Below are 19,604 nucleotides of genomic sequence, written 5' to 3'. Positions count from 1 at the left end.
AGCGCCAAGATGAACTACTTTTTAATCGCAACAAAGAGTCCTTCAAAAGTTGGAATCAAAGAGCTGGTGTACAACGACGTATCCGCCAAACGCTGATTAAATTCCTGCATCACGCGCGCTTGCTTTTCGGAGAATCTTTGCAAAGATGTATCTCCCCAAACAGCGCCCGACAAAAACACATTGTCCGCTAAAACCAAACCACCCGAACGAAGATTTTTTTCTGCCCACATCAGATAATCCAAATAGGCAGCCTTATTGCCATCGATGAATACGCCGTCAAAAGGCCCTTCACTTGCAATGCGCTCTAATTCCACACGCGCATCACCTACAACCATATGAATTTTCTTACTGCCCATATTCATTTTGGCAAAAACTTGTTTGGCCATATCGGCATGTTTGGCTTCTTTCTCTAAAGTCCAAAGCTCTCCACCTTCGACCAAGCCCTCACAGATGTACTGAGCAGACAGTCCCGTCAAAGTGCCAATCTCGACAAATTTTTTACAGCCATGCATCCGCACAAGAGTTTGCACCAGGCGCGCTTCAGGTGCAGAAACACTGATACGTCCTAATCCCAATTCATCGGCGAATTGGCGCGACATCTTCTTAGTTTCATTTTCTTCGCCCAGCAAAGATCCTAAATATTTTTCTCTGTCTGATAACACGATTTCTCTCATACGCTTATTCTCACACAGCTTGGTACTGAAGTTAACATTAAGTTAATTATGATTCGGGAAAACATCTCTTTAAACTGTTCAAACAAGAAGGAGGATCCATGAAAAAGTGGCTTATTTTCACACTGAGCCTGGGCTTTATGGCTTGCGCTTCGAAAGAAGAATCTCCCCTTCGCAACGACGGCAGAGCCGCGGCTCAAAATCCACCTTCTGCTCTGGGCCGGGCTTCTCAAGATTTGCATCAAAGTGCTAAATTCGCCCGACTGTCTAAAGCCATTCGTTTTGATTATGGCAGCACCACTTTGAATGCTGATTCAAAATTGATTTTGGATCAGCTGGCGACGGAAATGAATCGCTCTGCAAACTCTTTTGAAAAGATTCGCATTGCTGGCTTTACTGATGCCCAGGGAAATCCTTCGCGCAGCCGCGAGGTTTCCTTGCAAAGAGCGGAGTCGGTTCGCAGCTATCTGATTGCGCGCGGAGTTCCATCGGAAAAATTAGAAGCTGTTGGTATGGGATCCACTTATGCCAATCAAAATCGCAAACTCTCTAAGGCACAAACCGCCGATGATCGAAGAGTAGAATTAGAGATTGTCGAGTAAAAGTCTTTTGGGCAAGATGGGGGCATGAATCCACTTCTTGTCTTTGACCTCGATGGCACTCTCGTTGACTCGGCACCCGACATCATTCGCGCTGTGAATCGCACACTTGCTAATCACAGCAAAGCAACTCTGTCTGATGAGGTGATTATTTCTCATATCGGTGAAGGCCTTAAAAAACTCATCGCGGATCTTTTCAAAGAAGACAATCTGGATCCGGGCGATATCATGGGATTCGAACATGAATTTCTTCAAATCTATGAAGAAGAGATGTTCACAGCGACCTCGATTTTCCCGGGAGTGGAAAAATTCCTCGCAGCTTACCCCGGTCCGATGGCTATCGTGACAAATAAAAATGAAGGGCCCGCAAAGGCTTTACTCAGTCACTTAGGCCTTGATCGTTTTCCATGGATTGAAGTTTTTGGTGCCGACAGCTTGGCTGAGCGCAAACCAAGTCCTCTGCCGCTGCAAACCGTGATGCGAATCGCAGGTCATCATACCCGCAACACATTTATGATTGGGGACGGCATCCCTGATATGGTCTCTGCCCAACGAGCAGAGGTCCCCTCCATCGCCATTTCCTTCGGTTACACGTCTCGCTCGATACTTGAGACCTACTCACCGAAGGCTTTTCTCCCTCACTATGACGAACTCGGAGCCCTGATAAAAAAACTGACTCACATATGACGCATCCTCGCTAAGAAAAAGATCTACAGGCCTTTTTCCCGACTTGCCTCAGAGCAGCACGGACTATATAAGATGGAAGCTTTCAAATGGGGGTTGTCTCCGGTGAGTGAAATTCTTTTAGATGTTCAGAACTTAAAGACGCGTTTTAAAACTGACGATGGGACATTCCTAGCAGTTGATGACGTTAGTTTTTCCGTTAAAAAAGGCCAAACACTTGGAATCGTTGGCGAATCTGGTTGCGGCAAATCCGTAACTTCGCTTTCAATCATGCGTTTGATCCAAAAGCCAGGTAGCATTGAGTCCGGCAAAGTCCTTTTCAAGGGCCAAAATCTTCTCGATTGTTCTGACGATAAAATGCGTACGATCCGCGGTAACGAAATCGCGATGATCTTCCAAGAGCCTATGACTTCTTTGAACCCGGTTTACACAATCGGTGATCAAATCGAAGAAGCTATTTTGCTTCACCAAAAAAATCTCGATAAAAAACAAGCTCGCGAGCGCGCTATCAACATGCTTCGTATCGTTGGTATTCCAGCTCCGGAAAAACGTTTTCACGAATATCCGCACCAACTTTCGGGCGGTATGAGACAACGTGTGATGATCGCCATGGCGATCAGCTGTAATCCTGAACTTTTGATTGCCGATGAACCAACAACTGCATTGGACGTAACTATCCAAGCGCAGATTTTGGATTTGATGCGCAACCTGCAAAAAGAATTCAACGCCGGCATGATCTTGATCACTCATGATCTTGGTGTTGTTGCAGAGATGTGCCAAGAAGTCGCTGTCATGTATGCAGGCCGTGTTGTTGAGTTCGGGACTGTTGAAGATATCTTCTACCGTCCAAAACATCCGTACACTCGTGGTTTGCTTGATTCTATTCCGCACTTTGAAACGGGTCACAAATTGGAAAGACTTAAAACTGTCAAAGGGATGGTTCCAAGTCTTTACAACTTGCCAGTGGGCTGCCGCTTTGCAGACCGTTGTCCGTTTGCTCAAGATGATTGCCGTCAGATCTATCCGACTTTGGAAAACATGCGCGGCATCCACAAAGTGGCCTGCCACCACCCATTGTCTGAAGAGGTACAAAAATAATGAGCACTCCTCTATTGAAAGTTGAAAACGTCACGAAAAGCTTCCCGATCTACGGTGGCATCTTCAGTCGTGAAATCGCATCTGTAAAAGCCGTTCAAGGCATCTCTTTTGAGATCAACAAAGGTGAAACTTTGGGTCTTGTGGGTGAATCTGGTTGCGGTAAATCAACTCTAGGTCGTTGCTTGATCCGTTTGCACGACACGACTTCTGGAAAAATCTCTTACAACGGTAAAGACATCACGCACATAGAAGGCGAAGAACTTCGTGAAATGCGTAAAAAGATGCAAATCATCTTCCAAGATCCGTTTGCTTCTTTGAATCCGCGTATGACAATCGGTGCGATCCTTGAAGAACCATTGATCATTCACAATCTCTTTACGAGCGCGAAAGATCGCCAAGACCGTATCTTGGAATTGATCGACCTTGTGGGTCTTCGTCGTGAACATTTGAATCGTTACCCGCATGAGTTCTCGGGTGGTCAACGTCAACGTGTGGGTATTGCCCGTGCTTTGGCCGTGAATCCTGAATTGATCGTATGTGATGAGCCGGTATCTGCATTGGACGTTTCGATCCAAGCGCAAGTGATCAATCTTTTGATGGATCTTCAACAAAAGTTGGGACTGACTTACATCTTCATCGCCCATGACTTGAAAGTCGTTGAACACGTTTCAACAAAAGTGGCGGTGATGTATCTTGGTAAAATCGTTGAGATGGCTGAAGCTGAAGAGCTTTACCGCAATCCGAAGCACCCCTATACACGCGCTTTGATGTCAGCGATCCCAGTTCCAGATCCAAATCGTAGAGAAGAGCGTATTATTTTGACTGGCGACGTACCGTCTCCAATCAACCCTCCGACAGGCTGTCATTTCCACCCTCGTTGCCCAATGGCGATTGAGGATTGCAAGACTATCGTCCCGCCACTTGAACTAAAGTCGCCAGACCATATCGCAGCCTGCATCCGAGTATAAAGCAGACTCTCTTTTTGTCCGATAAACTCCCTGAAGACCTCAGGGAGTCCTATGAAAGCTCGCGGAAAAGTTTGGATCATTTACGACGCTGAAAACAAAAGTCAGTCCAAGCCTTTATCCGTGGTGCAAACCCAAGTTGTTCTTCTCTCGATTCATCCACATAGTTTTGGTCGCTATTTTCTTTGGACTCCAGGTTGGGAAAAATGGATGAGCTTGCGTGAGTTTTTCGACGAAGATCAAAAATACTTCGTTCTGGCTCATCCACCAAAACCGGCTGACGAAGCTCAACCAACAGGTAACTCAAGCCTTCGCAATCAGGCTCCGAATATTTCAAGCCCTGCATCGAACGAGAGCATGACAGAAGACACCGTCACGGCTCTTATTGTTTCTTTCAGTCAGGAAAATGCATTTACAGAAGTTGAAGACGGCGACCCAGAGTTGACGAAGCAAAGTTCCGACTACGGATATTATCATCGTGATTTCCATGGCAGTGATTTAGATCTTTCTAAGATTCGTAAAATCAAACCTGACACGACGAAAAAGAAAAGTCCGATTCAACAGAAGACGAAAGAACAAAATCCGCCAGACGCAGAACGCCGCCGTCATGAGCGTCATAATTTTAAAATTGAAGTCGTGCTAGTTTCTAAGACTCGTTCTTTCAGAACTTATTCCAAAAATATTTCGGCAACCGGGACATTGCTTGAGAATGAAATTCCAAATGAATTTTTGAAAAAGCCATTTGACCTGATTATCGTAAATCCCTTTGAACCTGACGTGAAAAAATCCCGCCTCCTTTTCAAAGCCAAAATCGTGGGGGACCTTGAAGATCCACGGCGCTTGATGTTTCTTGAGCGCGATAATGAAATGGCAACAAGACTTGAAGCTCTTCTCAAGGCTTACGTCGCGTACCAAGCCCAGATGAAGAAATCTGCTGGTTAGTTTTGCTTAACTTTCCTTAAGTGTTTGCAAGGTCGATCAAGTTTTCTTAACAGCTCACCGATCTCCTTAGTGAAGCACGTGGGAGAACACATGAGTACACTGAAGTACGCTTTCGCCATTGGATCTGCTTTTACAATTTTAACTGCCTGTCAGCCCGAAGTAGAGGAACAATCGAGTAGCTCTCGGTATTTGTATGTCGCCACCGGCGCGTGCAACAATGGCTTCGGTATCACCACATACACAGGAACGAATGCTTCCAACGTAATTTTTCGTCTGAATGCCGAAAGCGGTCAATACGAAGGTCGTATCGCCGATTTTTCAACTGTGGCAGATGCTCCTGCGACTCCCGTTTCGGTGACGGATTTTGATGATGATTATCTTCTCGCTTTGATTGAACACGGAACTCTTCGTCGTGTGGAAAAAATTGAAAAGAAACTTTCTGGTGAGAGAACCACGTTTTACAACAACACTTCGGCAACGGCTCCTATTGGGGCGCTCACGGGAGTCCTTAAATCTATCATCAAAGTTTCAGATGGCTATTTGATTTCAAAAACAACAGCGATTGAAAAACTAAATACATCTTTAACACGCGTACCAGGAACAGGGACGGCTTCGTGGGTGGCCACTCCTGGTGGCGTGTGCGCCACGGCCAACATCAACTTCAACTCCTTAACGACGTATCCAACAACGGGAAATGCCTCGGGATATAACATCGTTTACACTCACTCGGCAGGTGCCTCGAATGCGACCACCAACCGTATTGGCGTGATCAATGGCTTAACCGGCTGGAATGGAACAACGGGTTGCGTATCGAATCAGTCAACTGTAGCAGCCGCAGCCACTCCAGTTGCTGCCGTCTACATGAAAAATCATCATCGTCTTGTTGTTGCTTATGCCGGAACAAATACGACCCCGCAAAACTCGCTCTACACTTATGCGATTGACGAAGCAGCAACGTCTAATGTGATCAGCGATGCTTTTAAAGGATACGATGATCCGAACGTGATCTTCGCAGCCTCGGCGATGTACTATGATGAAGAGACAAGTTCCCTTTACGTAGCAGGTGGTGCCGCTATTGCGACGAACCTCACAACAGGTAACACAGTCTATAAAATCGAAAAGTTCACGTATGATGCCACGACAAAACTGTTTACACGTGTGGGTTCATTGCCATTTTATGCAGGCAATATCGAAACTCGCTGCATTTCATCGATGTTCGTCGGCAATTAAGATTCCCTCTCACATGGACACCATCTTGCAAATAGGGCCTGCGGAGGCTCTCAAATGGTTCTTAGAAGTTTTAAGCTTGCCCTGATGGTGGCACTTTTTGTCACGGCTGTTCCTTTTTACAAAGCTCAGGCCCAATCCAGTGAGTTTTCAGCGCAAGTCGAGCAAGAACGCCAACAACTTGCCTCCTATGGGTTCTATAAATGGGAATGGCTTAAAAACGATTGCAGCAACTGCGAGCTTTTCATTCTAACGACCAAACCTGAACTCCGTACCGAAAAAGTTCAGCTTTTTATTCAATCGCTAGGTCTGCACAAATCAGAACTACAAATGCTCTACAAAATCCACGGTGCTGAATACAATCTGCTCGCCCACATGGCGATTGGAATCTTAGGACGCGAATCTGAATTTTTCACAAGCACTCGCTATCAATTTAAAGAAACTTTCCCCATTTTAGTTCGGGTTGCAAAAATTCTTCGCCACATGATGGATGATTCAGGAAAAAATGTTTCCAACAACAGCCGTGGCCCGACTCAAATTAAAATCGTTCCTAAAAAAGTAGCCGCAGCTTATGGCATAACCCCAGATGATTTGCATATCCCTGACAATGCCGCGATCGCGACAATGGGATTTTTGATCGAATCACTCAATGAATTGAAACGCCGTATTCCACTCAACAAATTAGAAAATGTAACACCGGAAACCTATGTCGACTATTTGCCGTACATTTACTTTGGATCAAGTAGAGCCTTGGTAAAGAAAACTGCGACACCAGATAAGAATCTGTATGTCCAAGCTATGAAACACTACATGTCCTGGGTCGAAGTCTACGAAAGAGAGTCAGTCATGACTCCCCTTCTGAACTAATTAAGGATTCAGTTTCAACAAAGTTTGAACTGTTTTTTTGAGCTTTTCGACATCGAATGGTTTTTTGATATAGTCGTCAGCGCCGATTTCGAATGCTTTTCGCATGTCTTCTTCAGAGGCTTTACCAGAGATGAACACCAAAGGAATCTTTTTAAGATCGCGGTGTTCTTTCAAAAGTTGAGCAAGTTCAAAGCCGTTAATCCAAGGCAAACCGACATCCGTTAGAATCAAATCCACAGCTTGATCATCTAGAGTCGTTGAAAGTTCTGTGGCATCAGCAGCAAGCTTCGTCACATAACCTTCACCTTCGAGAATTCTTTTTAGAGCCAAGCGCATCGTCTCATCATCTTCGATAACAAGAATAACTTTAGGATCAAGCTTTCTTTTTGCTTCACGAAACTGATCCAACTCCACGACATCCTGACTTGCGATGCGGGCTTTCGTCATCTTCTCAATTTTATCGACCAGATCCTTGGTGTTGATACGCTTGTTCTTCATCTGTTCCCTTTAGTGAGCGACTTGGGCTTCCAACCATCTTTCAGCATCAATAGCTGCCATACATCCTGTGCCGGCTGCTGTGATTGCTTGGCGGTAAACGTGGTCTTGCACGTCACCAGCCGCGAATACGCCTGGAATATTAGTGTACGTTGTATTTGGCTGAGTCACAAGGTAACCCGTCTCGTTCATATCCAACATACCTTTGAAAAGGTCCGTTGTTGGTTTGTGCCCGATAGCAATGAAAAGTCCTGTGACTTTCATTTCTTTGATGGAACCATCTACGATGTTTTTTACCAATGCACCCGTCATTGATTTACCATCACCCAAAACTTCCACAACTTCAGAATTCCAGATCACTTCGATCTTTGGATTCTTCATTGTACGTTCGGCCATGATTTTAGAAGCACGGAAATGGTCACGACGGTGAACCACATAAACTTTAGAAGCAAAACGAGTGAGGAATTGCGCTTCTTCCATCGCCGTATCGCCACCACCAACAACGATGATTTCTTGATTACGGAAGAAAGCACCATCACAAGTTGCACAAGCCGAAACTCCACGATTCATATAAGTCTTCTCTGAAGGAAGACCGAGGTATTTTGCGCTGGCTCCTGTCGAGATGATAACAGATTTAGAAAGGTAAAGTTTCTCACCGATCCAAATTTTAAATGGACGAGAAGAGAAATCTACTTTGGTTACGTTGCGAGTGATGAAACGTGTTCCGAATCTTTCAGCTTGTTTTCTCATAACAGAAATCAAGTCAGGACCCGTAACTCCGTGTTCGAAACCAGGATAGTTTTCGACTTCCGTTGTGATCATCAACTGACCACCGGCTTCTTCACCTTCAATCATCAAAGGTTCAAGGTTAGCACGACCTGTGTACACCGCAGCTGTTAAGCCCGCAGGACCAGATCCAATAATAATCACATTTTCAATTTTAGTTTCTTGAGACATGAGCGACTCCATCGGTCAAAGATCACCCCCAAGGCTATCACAACAGGCGCCGTTTTCATTAGTTCTTTGCATGTTTTGGACTGCGTCAGCTAGAATGAGACATGGCGAAAATCTCTTTTCAAAAAGCGAAACCCCCGATTGAGGTCGAAACTGGTGCGAATCTCATGAAATCCCTGCTTGGAGCGGGGCTTCCAGTGGCTTCGAGCTGTGATGGGGATGGCGTTTGCGCCAAATGTAGGATCCAGATCCTGGAAGGGAGAGAAAACCTCTCCCCAGAAACCGAACTTGAGCTTTTTTTGAAAGAGAAAAATAAAATTGCCAAAGATATGCGCATCAGCTGCCAAACCGCCGTGAACGGCGATATCAAAGTTGATGCGACTTATTGGTAGAAACTAAACCTTCTGCAAACGGACGAAGTTGATTTTAATCCCCTCGCGCAAAAAGATTTTTTCAAACGCTGTCTCAAAGTTTTGCGAAGCGTACTCTGAGTTATGCAGGTCTTGAGTTTCAAAAATGATTTTGTATTTCGATTGACGGATTTCATCCATCGCCCACAAGAAATAAACCAAAGAATCTGTTTTGAAATTGATGAAAGAACCCGGCTTTTGCAAACGATAAAGCAAATCTAAATTTTGCAATTGCACGAAACGGTTTTTAGGTTTTTTAGGAGACGTCCAAGGATCCGGGAAGTGAATAAACACATTGTCCAGCTCCCCTTCTTCGAACAACTCATCGATATTGAAAGCGTGGAAACGTGTGATCGCCGCATTCTTGCAACCTGCGTTCACTGCACGTCGAATTGATTGAATCAACGGTTTGTATTTAAGTTCAATACCAACAAGCATACGCTCTGGATTTGATGCCGCTTGGTGCGCAAAGAAAGTTCCGTTACCCGTTCCTACTTCCAAATCCATTGGCATTTTCGCATCGACCTTAAAAATATCAGAACGCCATTTGCCTTTGTTAGCAGGAGCGCGCTGTTCGTCGAAAGCAACGTGAGAATATTCGCCATTTAATGCCAAGGTGTAGGCATTTTGGTTCGGCAAATCAGCAGTGATATTAATTCGGCGTCTAGGAGCGAGAGTCGTTGTCATAGGGGACTTGATTAGTCTCCCGCGGTCCTCCGGTCAAGCTTTTCACGGTAAACGGCCGCAAGGCTTTAAAAGGAGCCAAACGAATCGGGCAATTTTCAACGTTGCACTCGGAACAATAGGATTTTTTACAAGGGTCTAAATGGAAAGCGATCTCCCCATCAAACACATAATCGCGAACCACGGCATCTTCAAAATCCCGAGTTTCACTATGAACTCTTGAAATATCCCAATATTCCGGCACCACCAAATGCGCATCTACGTGGTGAAAACGGCCCGAACGAATCACGCGCAATTCGTGAATATCAATAATGCCAGGACGACGATTTTTATTAAGTGCCGCGTTTAAATTCGACAATGTACTCTCATCGATTTCATCCATGAGGCCACCCATGGATTCACGGACAATTCCATAACCGACATAGGCCAAATGTAAACCGACTAAAATAGCGATCACCGGATCGACCCAGTCCCACCCCGTCAGAAGCACAAGCCCCAAACCAACCATCACACCAACAGTCGTGACCACGTCTGAAATGACATGGGATCCACTGGCTCTCAGAGCGTCCGAGTGATGAGTTTTTCCAATATGCTTAAGATAAAGACCCAGAGCGAGATTCACTAAGGCAGCGGCCCCAACAATCACAAGACCGATTTCTAGTTGCTGTGGTGGCTCGTGATAAATAAGAGCTTTGACGGCTTCACCGATGATCATCAATGAAGCAAAAAAGATCATCCCACCTTCAAATGTGGAAGAGAAATACTCCGCTTTTCCGTGTCCATAAGGATGCTCATGATCGGCAGGTTGCGAAGCAAAACGGATCACAAAAAGGGCAACAACCGCAGCCACAACATTCACGATACTCTCAAGAGCATCGGATAAAACCGCTGCCGAATTTGTCATCCGGTAGGCGGCGATTTTGAGAATGAAAATCAGCAAACTTGCGATGGCGGAAAGCCACGCAGCTCGATTGCGGATTTTATCGCTGGATGTTGGTGCACTCGTACTCATAAGAGCGTTTTATCAATCAGAAAAATTTCGTCAATGAATTATTAATTACTCGCCCGCGACTTTTTTGCGTTGTCGGGCTGCAGGCTGAAGTTCTACGACTTTGTTCGTTTCTGGACGAGCAAAAGCCACACTATTACGGCCACCACGTTTGGCGTCGTAAAGCGCATGGTCCGCACGACGAACCAGCTCACGAGCCGTGATGTTTTCACCAGGAACTGTGATTGCAAAACCCAATGAGGCTGTTAATTGAATAGAGTCCTCACCACTGCGGAATGTCGTTTTAGCGATGGATTCGCGCAAACGCTCGCAAAAATGCATAGCTCCCGCATGATTGGTCTCTGTCAAAACCACCAAGAACTCGTCCCCACCGTAGCGGGCAGGAATATCGATATTACGAGTATTGGCTTTTACAATCTTACCAATTTCAGAAAGGACGTAACTTCCGAACAAATGATCATGACCATCATTCACAGTTTTAAAATAGTCCATATCCATCATGACTACACAGACGTCACGACCAAAACGACGACCCCGCTCAATCTCGAACTCAAGTTTCTGATAGAGCGAACGCATGTTAAAGAGGCCCGTCAAATCATCAATATCGACAAGTTCTTTGAGCTTGGCGTTGGCGAAAACCAACTGCTCATGCAGGTCACGGATACGAAGTTGTGAACGAATACGAGCCAATAGCTCAAGCGGAACAAATGGCTTTACGATGTAATCGTCAGCACCAGAGTCGAGAGCTTCAATAATGGCTTCAGTGCTAGAGTTTTCAGAGACGAAAACACAGGATACATGTGACAGACGCTCACGAATGGCCTTCAAAACTCTCAGACCCGCCATTGACGGCGCCATCCAATCCAAGATCACGACATGTGGAATCCAGGTTTCAATCAGGCGATGAGCTTCAGTATCAGTCGTTACTCCGCGCGCGTCGTAACCTTCCCAACGAAGGGGCTCCATCAAAATTTCAAGGCTGTCCTTGTCATCATCGATAACAAGAATTCTTCTATTAATGGGTTGTTTACTGCTACTTTCGAAACTCATCCTACATACCAGTGTAACGTGTTCTCTACTTCTCGGTTAATTTCGAGAATTGTTGAGTCCACATTTCTGACCTATGGGCGAGTCTAGGCACTCTCGTCTCACTCTGAGACACTGACAAGAGCCGCAATACAACCGCACAATTCTGGTAAGCCCGGACCTGCAAATTGCGCCCGACCAAGATCCATGACGCTTGCTTGAGACGCCAATTTGCCTGCCAAACCGAGCACCAACTTCTATACTATCCCCCTGCATTGAAAGTTGAAATGCAGGCTGTTTTTAGGTATTCAAAAGTTCGCCGATGGGCACGTGAACAACGAAGGAATTATCTATGAGTTTGAACTTCTCTGAAATCGAATCGAAGTGGCAAAAAAAGTGGGAATCGTCCAAAGCTTTTAAAGCAGAAGCAAAGTCCACAAAACCGAAATACTACGCTCTCGATATGTTTCCTTATCCGTCAGGTTCAGGCCTTCACGTAGGTCATATTGCTTCTTACACTCCTGCCGATATTATCTCTCGCTATAAACGTGCGATGGGTTTTAACGTTCTTCACCCAATGGGTTACGATGCGTTCGGTTTGCCAGCGGAGCAATTTGCGATTCAAACTGGTATCCACCCTGCGATCACAACGGCGAAAGCGATCGAAAGTTTCGGCAATACATTGCGCAACTTTGGTTTCAGCTTTGATTGGGATCGCCAGATCTCAACTTGCGAACCGAAATACTACAAATGGACTCAGTTTATTTTCTTGAAACTTTTCGAGCGCGGCTTGGCTTATCAAAAAGAAGTTCCTGTGAACTGGTGCCCGGCTTTGAAAACAGTTTTGGCAAACGATGAAGTTATCGATGGCAAATCAGAGCGTGGTGGTCACCCGGTGATCCGCGTTCCGATGAAACAGTGGATGCTTAAAATCACCGACTACGCTGAACGTTTGTTGCAAGATTTGGACACTGTCGACTGGCCAGAGCGCACAAAAGAAGCGCAAAGAAACTGGATTGGTAAAAGCGAAGGCGCGCGTGTAACATTTAAAGTGGATGGTCACAATGAAACTTTTGAAGTCTTCACGACTCGTCCTGATACTCTATTCGGTGTGACTTTCATGGTGATGGCACCAGAAAATCCATTAGTAAAGCAGATCACAACGGATCACCAAAAACGCAATGTGGAAGAATATGTTTTGGCCACTTCGAAAAAATCAGAAGTCGATCGCAAAGCCACAACTGAAAAAACCGGCGTTTTCACTGGGGCTCACGCGATCAACCCTGTGACTGGCGAAAAAGTTCCAGTGTGGATTGCCGACTATGTTTTGATGGATTACGGAACAGGTGCCATCATGGCCGTTCCGGGCCACGATGCTCGTGATCATGAATTTGCAAAAAAATTCGATCTACCAATTAAACGCGTTCTGGAAGGTGGCGATGAGTTGCCATTTGAAGGCGAAGGCAAATTGGTGAATTCTGATTTCTTGAATGGTCTTTCTAAGTCTGAAGCAATTCAAAAAATGCTTTCACATTTGGAAGCGAAAAAAATTGGCGTGCGCGAAGTTCAATACAAACTTCGTGACTGGTTGTTCAGCCGTCAACGCTATTGGGGTGAACCGTTCCCGATCGTGCACTTCCCGAAAGCCGGAATGAAAGGCGTTCCAGTAAATGAATTGCCAGTTTTGTTGCCTGAAGTGGCCGAATACGAACCATCCGATAAGGGTGAGGCTCCTTTGGCCCGCAATACGGACTGGGTTCGCTATGAAGCAAATGGTGAAGTCGGCGCCCGTGAAACAGACACGATGCCAGGGGCTGCGGGCTCTTCTTGGTACTTCTTGCGTTACACAGATCCTCATAACGACAACGCGCCGTTTGATTTCGAAGCACAAAAATATTGGATGCCAGTTGATTTGTACGTCGGTGGCCCTGAGCACACAGTGGGTCACTTGTTGTACTCTCGTTTCTGGCAAAAAGTGATGTTCGACGTAGGATTGGTTTCTCACCAAGAGCCATTTAAAAAATTGGCGCATCAGGGTATGGTTTTGGGACCTGATGGCGAGAAAATGTCGAAATCTCGTGGCAACGTGATTCCAGCTGAAGAAATCGTGAAAACTCACGGTGCGGATGCTGTCAGAACGTTTGTGACGTTTATGGGACCTCTCGACAAGGATAAACCTTGGTCTCCAACAGGAATCGATGGCGTGAAGCGCTTCTTAGACCGCGTTTCTCGCTTGGTTGTGAACGATGACGGTCAATACGTAGCGACGAAAGAGGCCCCACCTCTTGAAATCGAGAAATTAGTTCACAAAACGATTAAAAAGGTCACTGAAGACATCGAGTCTATGAGCTTTAACACGGCCGTGAGCGCCATGATGATCCTTGTAAACGAGCTTTATAAGGCAGAATGCCGCTCTGAAAAGGCTTTGAAACCGCTTGTACAGATCTTGTCGCCATTTGCTCCTCACATGACGGAAGAATTGTGGGAAAAAATGGGCGGAGAGGGACTTTGCTCTTTGGCTCCGTGGCCAAAATATGATAACACCCTCGTCGCTGATGACACTGCGACAATCGGCGTGCAGGTGAATGGAAAAATGCGCGGCACGATCGAAATTGGAATCGCGGCTTCTGAACAAGAAGCGGTGGCGGCAGCGATGGCTGTTGCGGGTGTTGCTTCAGCTATGGGCGGAAAAAATCCTGATAAAGTGATTTATAAAGCCGGTAGAATTTTGAATATTATTGTGAAGTAAATTAACAGGGGTCGACGTCTTTTTAAACTAAGACCCCATTAAAGTGAGGGTCTGAAGAGATGTCGACTTGGAGTCCTGAAAAAAGCGCAGCGCTTTATGGGATCAACAACTGGGGTAATGGATATTTCAGAGTTAACGGTAACGGCAATGTTGCTGTCACACCCATGGGAGCTGAAGGCCCATCTGTCGACCTTCACGAGTTAACACAAGATCTTTTGGACCGCGGTATCCGCGTTCCAATCATGATCAGATTCCCTGACATCATCAAATCACGTGTTGAGCTTCTCAACGGTTGCTTCCAAAAAGCATTCGCAGATCATGGTTACAAAGGTAACTACTGCGGCGTTTATCCAATCAAAGTAAATCAGCAACGTCACTTGGTTCAAGAACTCGTGAAATACGGAAAAGGTTTCCGTATGGGCCTTGAGTGCGGCTCAAAACCTGAGTTGTTGGTTGTTCTTGCGTTGATGAACACTGAAAACGCTTTGATCATCTGTAACGGCTTTAAAGATGCTGAATACATTGAAACAGCGATCTTGTCGCAAAAACTAGGTCGCAACACAATCATCGTTGTGGACCGTCGCGAAGAGCTTAAAATGATCGTGGACTGCGCGAAGAAATTCAACGCTCGTCCAAAAATCGGTTTCCGCGCAAAATTGAACACGCAAGGTGCGGGTAAATGGGTTGATTCATCTGGTGCTCGTTCTAAATTCGGTTTGACGTCAGTTGAAATCGTGGAAGGTGTTGAGTACTTGAAAAGCGAAGGCATGCTTGATTGCCTTGAGCTTCTTCACTACCACATCGGTTCTCAAGTTCCTTCTATTCAATCAATCAAGTCTTCATTGAAAGAAGGCGCACGTTTCTATACTGAACTTCACAAAATGGGTGCAGGCCTTAAATACATCGACGTCGGTGGCGGTCTCGGTATCGACTACGACGGTTCTGGCCACTCCGAAAGCTCTGTGAACTATTCTGAACAAGAGTATGCGAACGACATCGTGTCTGTGTTGCAAACTCTTTGTGATGAAAAAGGCATTCCACATCCAAACATCGTAACAGAGTCGGGCCGCTTCTTGGTGGCGCATCACTCGGTATTGATCTTTAACGTGATGGGTATCAACAACCTTCACCGTTATGAGCCACCTCGTCCTGCAACGAAGGCAGATCCTTCGATCATGCAAGACATGCAGTACATCTTTGAAAAGGTGAACAAAGACAATATCAATGAGTGCTTCAATGACCTTGAGCAAGCTAAGCAAGAGACATTGCAACTGTTCACTTACGGCGTTTTGAATCTTGAACAACGCGCGTGGTGCGAAAGCATGTACTTCGCCATCGCAACGAAAATGAATAAACTTGCGAAGACAGTACCTGATACAGAAGACATCGTTGCTGCATTATCGAAAGAGCTTTGCGACACTTATTTCTGTAACTTCTCTGTATTCCAATCAGTTCCAGATTCTTGGGCTGTTGGACAATTGTTCCCGGTTATGCCGATTCACCGCTTAGGTGAAGAGCCTTACCGCGAAGGAACATTGGCCGATTTGACGTGCGACTCTGACGGCGTGATCGAAAAATTCATCGACACTGAATCCGGCGAGCCAAAAGAAACAGTTCGCATGCATGATTTTGAAGAAGGTAAGCCATACTACTTGGGGATCTTCCTCACAGGCGCGTATCAAGAGATTTTAGGCGACTTGCACAACTTGTTCGGTGATACAGACGCAGTTCACATCTCATTGAACGGCGTTGGCTACACGATCGACCATTACGTTCCAGGCGACACCGTAACGGAAGTTCTTTCTTACGTTCAGTACGGCCGCTCTGAGATGGTGGACAACGTTCGTCAAGCCACTGAAGAATCAATCCAAAAAGGTTCGATCACAAAACAAGAAGCAAAATTGTTGATCAAACACTACGAAGAAGGTCTTTCAGGTTACACATACCTAGAAGAAGCCGAATAGGTACCTGCTTACTTTCGTATCGAAAAGGTACCAGCAAAGTAAGCAGGTACCTATTGAAGTTCGATGCGTTTCTTTTTCGTTGCGATTTCCATGTGTTCGCGTCGGAGTTGCAAACGCTCTTTGCGCTTGTCGTCGGGATCAGGTGTGTTGATGTTTTGGATGTATTGAGCGAGCATGATGACGTCGACGTAAAACCCGCCTGGCAGCGGGATGATCGGCGGAACGTACCGGGTAAAGAACTTTTTTCAACCTTTGCCACCGCGAGTGGTTTTACATAACGAGCACGGACGAAGTTCAGTTCATTTGCCTGAAAGAAGTTATCGTTTTGCATTTTTGTTTCTGCAAACTCATACGTTGAGAATTTCACGTGAATCGTGATCGGGATTTTGTCTTCTTTCGCCCATAGATTTTCTGGCAATGGTTCTTTGAGCAAAACCAACAACGCTGAAGTCACATAGAGATTCAGCAAAGTCTCTGGTCCTCGGATCAAATGAAAGTCACCTTGGATGCGACCTTTGCGATCGACATACAAATCAACTCGCACATCACCGCGGATTCTTTGCACGGCCATGTCTTCTGGATAATCAAGACCACGATCGATGCGCTCTTGGATTCTTTGCAAGAAGGCTGTAAGCTCAATGCCCTTTTCAATTCCGATTTGCTCAACCCACGCGCCGGAACCTTTTGATCCTGTGGAGCCTTCTCCGAAAATCGTTTCGCCGGCGACTGAGGTTCCCGCTTTGTCTAAATTAACTTTGCCACCATCACGCAAAATATCTTCCGGCGTTGCTTCTGCCGTTTTTTGGGTTCCTGGTTTGGTGCCGCGAGTTTTCCCCTTGGGACCCATTCTTCCCTCTTGGCCTTTTTGCGCAACCGCAGGTTGCTCGGGAAGAACTTCAAATTCGATCGTTTGTTCTGGAATTTCTGGTTCAGATCTTTTCAAAAATAAGAACAGCCCCACGAGAATGTGGAGACCGAATGACAGCGCTAGAAAGAGAATCAACTTGCGATTCTGACTGCTAAGCATGTCCTAACAGACCAAAGCGCAACCGACTTGTCACGCGCCTATGCATATCAATAGAAACAAAGTGAAGACTGATGCTTTTAAGACATAAAAAAACCCGACTCTTTGAGAAGTCGGGTTGAAATCGAAACGAAAAGAACCTGGTACCTTTTCGACACGAAAGTAAGCAGGTACCTTACATTTTTGCGTCGAAGGCGTCGCGGACTGCGATACCGATATTGATCAAAAGGATCAACGTCACAAGAAGTGCTGTCAATGGACCCCAAACGAGCCATTCCGCGATTGTGAACCACTTTTGTGCTTGAGACATCAACTCACCCCAAGATGGAGTTGGCGGCGTCAAACCAAGACCCAAGTAATCCAAGAATGAAAGCGTGTACACGTTTCCAGAGATTACAAATGGAGAGAACGTGATGATCGGAGTCAAACCGTTCGGCAAGATGTGCTTACCGATAATGCGGTTGTGACCGGCACCAATAGCTTTCGCTGCTTCTACGTACTCACGTTTACGCAATGACAGGAACTGCGCACGCATGTACGAAGAGATTCCTGTCCAAGCAAACAATGAGTAGAACACCACAAGCAAAGGCAATGATGGTGTAAAGATCGAAATCATTGTGATCAAAACGAAAAGGATTGGAATCGACTCAACAACCTCAACGATACGTTGGCCCACAAGGTCAGTTTTACCACCCAAGTAACCCATCGCCGCACCCGTCATGATACCGATTGCGTAAGCAACAATCCAAGCACCCAAAGAGAACAACATCGTGTAACGGAAACCGTAAAGAAGACGAGTCATTACATCACGACCGCTCTCATCAGTACCGATCCAGTTGCTCTTTGTAGGAGGAGATGGATAAGTGTCGACAGATTTATTGCTCTCGTATGGATCCCACTGAATGATTGGCCAAATAGCCCAATCACCTTCACCCATTTCAAGTGAGCGATAGTCAGTCACGTAAGCATTCTCAATACCCAAATCAGTTGGATGGTAATCCACCACCAATGGGAAATAGAGTTTGCCATGATATTTCATCACGTGAGGACGATTGTTTGCCCAAAGACCTGCCGTAAAGCTAAAGAAGAACATCGCAAGCAAGATCCAAACCGAAATAACGGCAACCTTGTCACGCTTAAAACGTTTGTAGCGTTTTAAAGTCAGCTCATTAGTAATAAGGTATTTTTGAATTGGGTCGATCATTTGAAATCAATCCTTGGATCAATAAGCACGTAAATGACGTCGGAGAAAATACGACCGAACATCAAAAGCATGGAAGAAATAAACGTCAATCCCATGATCACGTTATAGTCACGAGAAAGAACGGATTGATAACCCAAAAGGCCGATACCATCCAAGTTGAACATTTGTTCAATGATAAGAGAACCTGCCAAGAAAGCTCCGAAGAAGCCACCAAGACCTGTTGCAATTGGAATCAAGGCATTACGAAGAGCATGTTTGAAAACAACAACTCTTTCAGAAAGACCCTTCGCGCGCGCTGTGCGAACGTAATCAGATTTGATCACATCAAGCATCGAGTTACGCATCAAAGTCGAAAGCTCTGTAAAGCCACCGATCACATAACAGATCAAAGGAAGAACAAAGTGATGCAAGCGATCTGTGAAGCGACCCCAAGTCGTCAATGACTCATAGTCATCGGACTGGAATCCCCCGATTGGGAAGAGATTCAATTTACCCGCAAATACCACGATCAAGAAGATACCAAGTACCAGCGGCGGAATCGAATACGTAAAGTTCAGAATCAACGTCGTAATTCGGTCAAAACCAGATCCCGCACGCGTCGCTTTACGTACACCAAGCGGAATACAAACAAGATATGTCAGGAAAAGAGAAGCAATACCGAACTGCAAAGAGACAGGGAATTTACTCTTGATAACGTCGATAACTGGTTCTTGATAAGTGAAGCTTTCGCCGAAATCTAAGCGCGAAAGATTTTTCAACCAAATCCAGTAACGGACATGCATAGGTTTATCAAAACCGTATTGTTTTTTAAGGGCCTCAATAACTTCTTCATTCACGCCGGTATCACCGCGGCTGTGAGTGGCGCCACCGCCACCCCCGCCTGCTGCACCGAAACGGATTGCTTGAAGTTTTTGTTCAATCGGGCTGCCCGGAGCCAAATTAATCAAGGCAAATGTAACAATCGTGATCCCCAAGAATGTCGGGATCATCAGTAGTAAACGACGAATCAGGTAGACGATCAAAGTCCTACTC

Annotated in this window: 19 protein-coding genes; 10 read left to right on the top strand and 9 right to left on the bottom strand. The window is 45.6% G+C overall.

Annotation, left to right across the window (positions count from 1 at the left end; translation table 11 throughout):
* Nucleotides 1-14: 14 nt before the first annotated feature.
* Entirely contained in the window at nt 15-674 is a 660-nt protein-coding gene (locus tag ACLWOR_RS09010; protein ID WP_413940367.1) for an O-methyltransferase, read from the bottom strand.
* Between the two features lie 98 nt (nt 675-772).
* On the opposite strand from ACLWOR_RS09010, the gene ACLWOR_RS09005 reads away from it, so the two are divergent.
* From ACLWOR_RS09005 to ACLWOR_RS08975, 7 genes are all read left to right on the top strand, one after another.
* Complete coding sequence (locus ACLWOR_RS09005; RefSeq protein ID WP_413940366.1) at nt 773-1,273, top strand: OmpA family protein; 501 nt, start codon at nt 773-775, stop codon at nt 1,271-1,273.
* Nucleotides 1,274-1,297: 24 nt separating this feature from the next.
* On the top strand, nt 1,298-1,957 hold the full coding sequence (locus tag ACLWOR_RS09000; protein ID WP_413940365.1) for an HAD family hydrolase: 660 nt from the start codon (nt 1,298-1,300) through the stop codon (nt 1,955-1,957).
* Between the two features lie 102 nt (nt 1,958-2,059).
* Nucleotides 2,060-3,052, top strand: coding sequence for an ABC transporter ATP-binding protein (locus ACLWOR_RS08995; RefSeq protein WP_413940759.1), 993 nt, complete (start codon nt 2,060-2,062; stop codon nt 3,050-3,052).
* Complete coding sequence (locus tag ACLWOR_RS08990; RefSeq protein ID WP_413940364.1) at nt 3,052-4,020, top strand: ABC transporter ATP-binding protein; 969 nt, start codon at nt 3,052-3,054, stop codon at nt 4,018-4,020. The genes ACLWOR_RS08995 and ACLWOR_RS08990 overlap by 1 nt, the downstream gene beginning before the upstream one ends.
* A gap of 51 nt (nt 4,021-4,071) precedes the next feature.
* Nucleotides 4,072-4,959 (top strand): PilZ domain-containing protein, encoded by an 888-nt coding sequence (locus ACLWOR_RS08985; protein WP_413940363.1) that lies wholly within the window; start codon nt 4,072-4,074, stop codon nt 4,957-4,959.
* Between the two features lie 90 nt (nt 4,960-5,049).
* Nucleotides 5,050-6,189, top strand: coding sequence for a hypothetical protein (locus ACLWOR_RS08980; protein ID WP_413940362.1), 1,140 nt, complete (start codon nt 5,050-5,052; stop codon nt 6,187-6,189).
* 54 nt (nt 6,190-6,243) lie between these two features.
* Nucleotides 6,244-7,053 carry a hypothetical protein gene (locus ACLWOR_RS08975; RefSeq protein ID WP_413940361.1) on the top strand — a complete coding sequence of 270 codons (810 nt, stop codon included), beginning with the start codon at nt 6,244-6,246 and terminating at the stop codon, nt 7,051-7,053.
* Here ACLWOR_RS08975 and ACLWOR_RS08970 read toward each other — a convergent pair whose 3' ends face one another.
* Both ACLWOR_RS08970 and trxB read right to left on the bottom strand, forming a co-directional pair.
* Entirely contained in the window at nt 7,054-7,551 is a 498-nt protein-coding gene (locus ACLWOR_RS08970) for a response regulator (RefSeq protein WP_413940360.1), read from the bottom strand.
* Between the two features lie 9 nt (nt 7,552-7,560).
* Nucleotides 7,561-8,505, bottom strand: a complete 945-nt coding sequence (gene trxB, locus ACLWOR_RS08965; protein WP_413940359.1) for a thioredoxin-disulfide reductase — start codon at nt 8,503-8,505, stop codon at nt 7,561-7,563.
* Nucleotides 8,506-8,606: 101 nt separating this feature from the next.
* Between trxB and ACLWOR_RS08960 the strand changes: the two genes are divergently transcribed.
* A complete protein-coding gene (locus ACLWOR_RS08960) occupies nt 8,607-8,894 on the top strand; it encodes a 2Fe-2S iron-sulfur cluster-binding protein (protein WP_413940358.1) in 288 nt (95 codons plus the stop codon).
* Between the two features lie 3 nt (nt 8,895-8,897).
* Here the strand turns inward: ACLWOR_RS08960 and trmB are convergent, their stop codons facing one another.
* The 3 genes from trmB to ACLWOR_RS08945 are packed head-to-tail and all read right to left on the bottom strand — an operon-like array spanning nt 8,898 to nt 11,655.
* Complete coding sequence (trmB, locus tag ACLWOR_RS08955; protein WP_413940357.1) at nt 8,898-9,599, bottom strand: tRNA (guanosine(46)-N7)-methyltransferase TrmB; 702 nt, start codon at nt 9,597-9,599, stop codon at nt 8,898-8,900.
* On the bottom strand, nt 9,577-10,608 hold the full coding sequence (locus tag ACLWOR_RS08950) for a cation diffusion facilitator family transporter (RefSeq protein ID WP_413940356.1): 1,032 nt from the start codon (nt 10,606-10,608) through the stop codon (nt 9,577-9,579). The genes trmB and ACLWOR_RS08950 overlap by 23 nt, the downstream gene beginning before the upstream one ends.
* 45 nt (nt 10,609-10,653) lie before the next feature.
* Nucleotides 10,654-11,655 carry a diguanylate cyclase gene (locus ACLWOR_RS08945; protein ID WP_413940355.1) on the bottom strand — a complete coding sequence of 334 codons (1,002 nt, stop codon included), beginning with the start codon at nt 11,653-11,655 and terminating at the stop codon, nt 10,654-10,656.
* Between the two features lie 328 nt (nt 11,656-11,983).
* Between ACLWOR_RS08945 and leuS the strand changes: the two genes are divergently transcribed.
* Together leuS and speA are read left to right on the top strand one after the other, a co-directional pair.
* Nucleotides 11,984-14,380 (top strand): leucine--tRNA ligase, encoded by a 2,397-nt coding sequence (leuS, locus tag ACLWOR_RS08940; protein ID WP_413940354.1) that lies wholly within the window; start codon nt 11,984-11,986, stop codon nt 14,378-14,380.
* Nucleotides 14,381-14,439: 59 nt separating this feature from the next.
* Nucleotides 14,440-16,344 (top strand): biosynthetic arginine decarboxylase, encoded by a 1,905-nt coding sequence (speA, locus tag ACLWOR_RS08935; protein WP_413940353.1) that lies wholly within the window; start codon nt 14,440-14,442, stop codon nt 16,342-16,344.
* Here speA and ACLWOR_RS08930 read toward each other — a convergent pair.
* The 3 genes from ACLWOR_RS08930 to ACLWOR_RS08920 all read right to left on the bottom strand — a co-directional run bounded on the left by ACLWOR_RS08930 (nt 16,289) and on the right by ACLWOR_RS08920 (nt 19,594).
* On the bottom strand, nt 16,289-17,347 hold the full coding sequence (locus ACLWOR_RS08930) for a hypothetical protein (protein ID WP_413940352.1): 1,059 nt from the start codon (nt 17,345-17,347) through the stop codon (nt 16,289-16,291). The two genes, speA and ACLWOR_RS08930, sit on opposite strands and share 56 nt — an antisense overlap.
* A 196-nt stretch (nt 17,348-17,543) precedes the next feature.
* Nucleotides 17,544-18,572, bottom strand: a complete 1,029-nt coding sequence (locus tag ACLWOR_RS08925; protein WP_413940351.1) for an ABC transporter permease subunit — start codon at nt 18,570-18,572, stop codon at nt 17,544-17,546.
* Entirely contained in the window at nt 18,569-19,594 is a 1,026-nt protein-coding gene (locus ACLWOR_RS08920; RefSeq protein ID WP_413940350.1) for an ABC transporter permease subunit, read from the bottom strand. Before ACLWOR_RS08920 ends, ACLWOR_RS08925 begins: the two co-directional genes overlap by 4 nt.
* Between the last annotated feature and the right edge of the window lie 10 nt (nt 19,595-19,604).

It is taken from the genome of Bdellovibrio sp. HCB2-146 (genome assembly GCF_047345725.1).
Taxonomy (GTDB): domain Bacteria; phylum Bdellovibrionota; class Bdellovibrionia; order Bdellovibrionales; family Bdellovibrionaceae; genus Bdellovibrio.
Note: the sequence above shows the minus strand (reverse complement) of the source record. Positions and strands in the feature narration are given on the sequence as shown.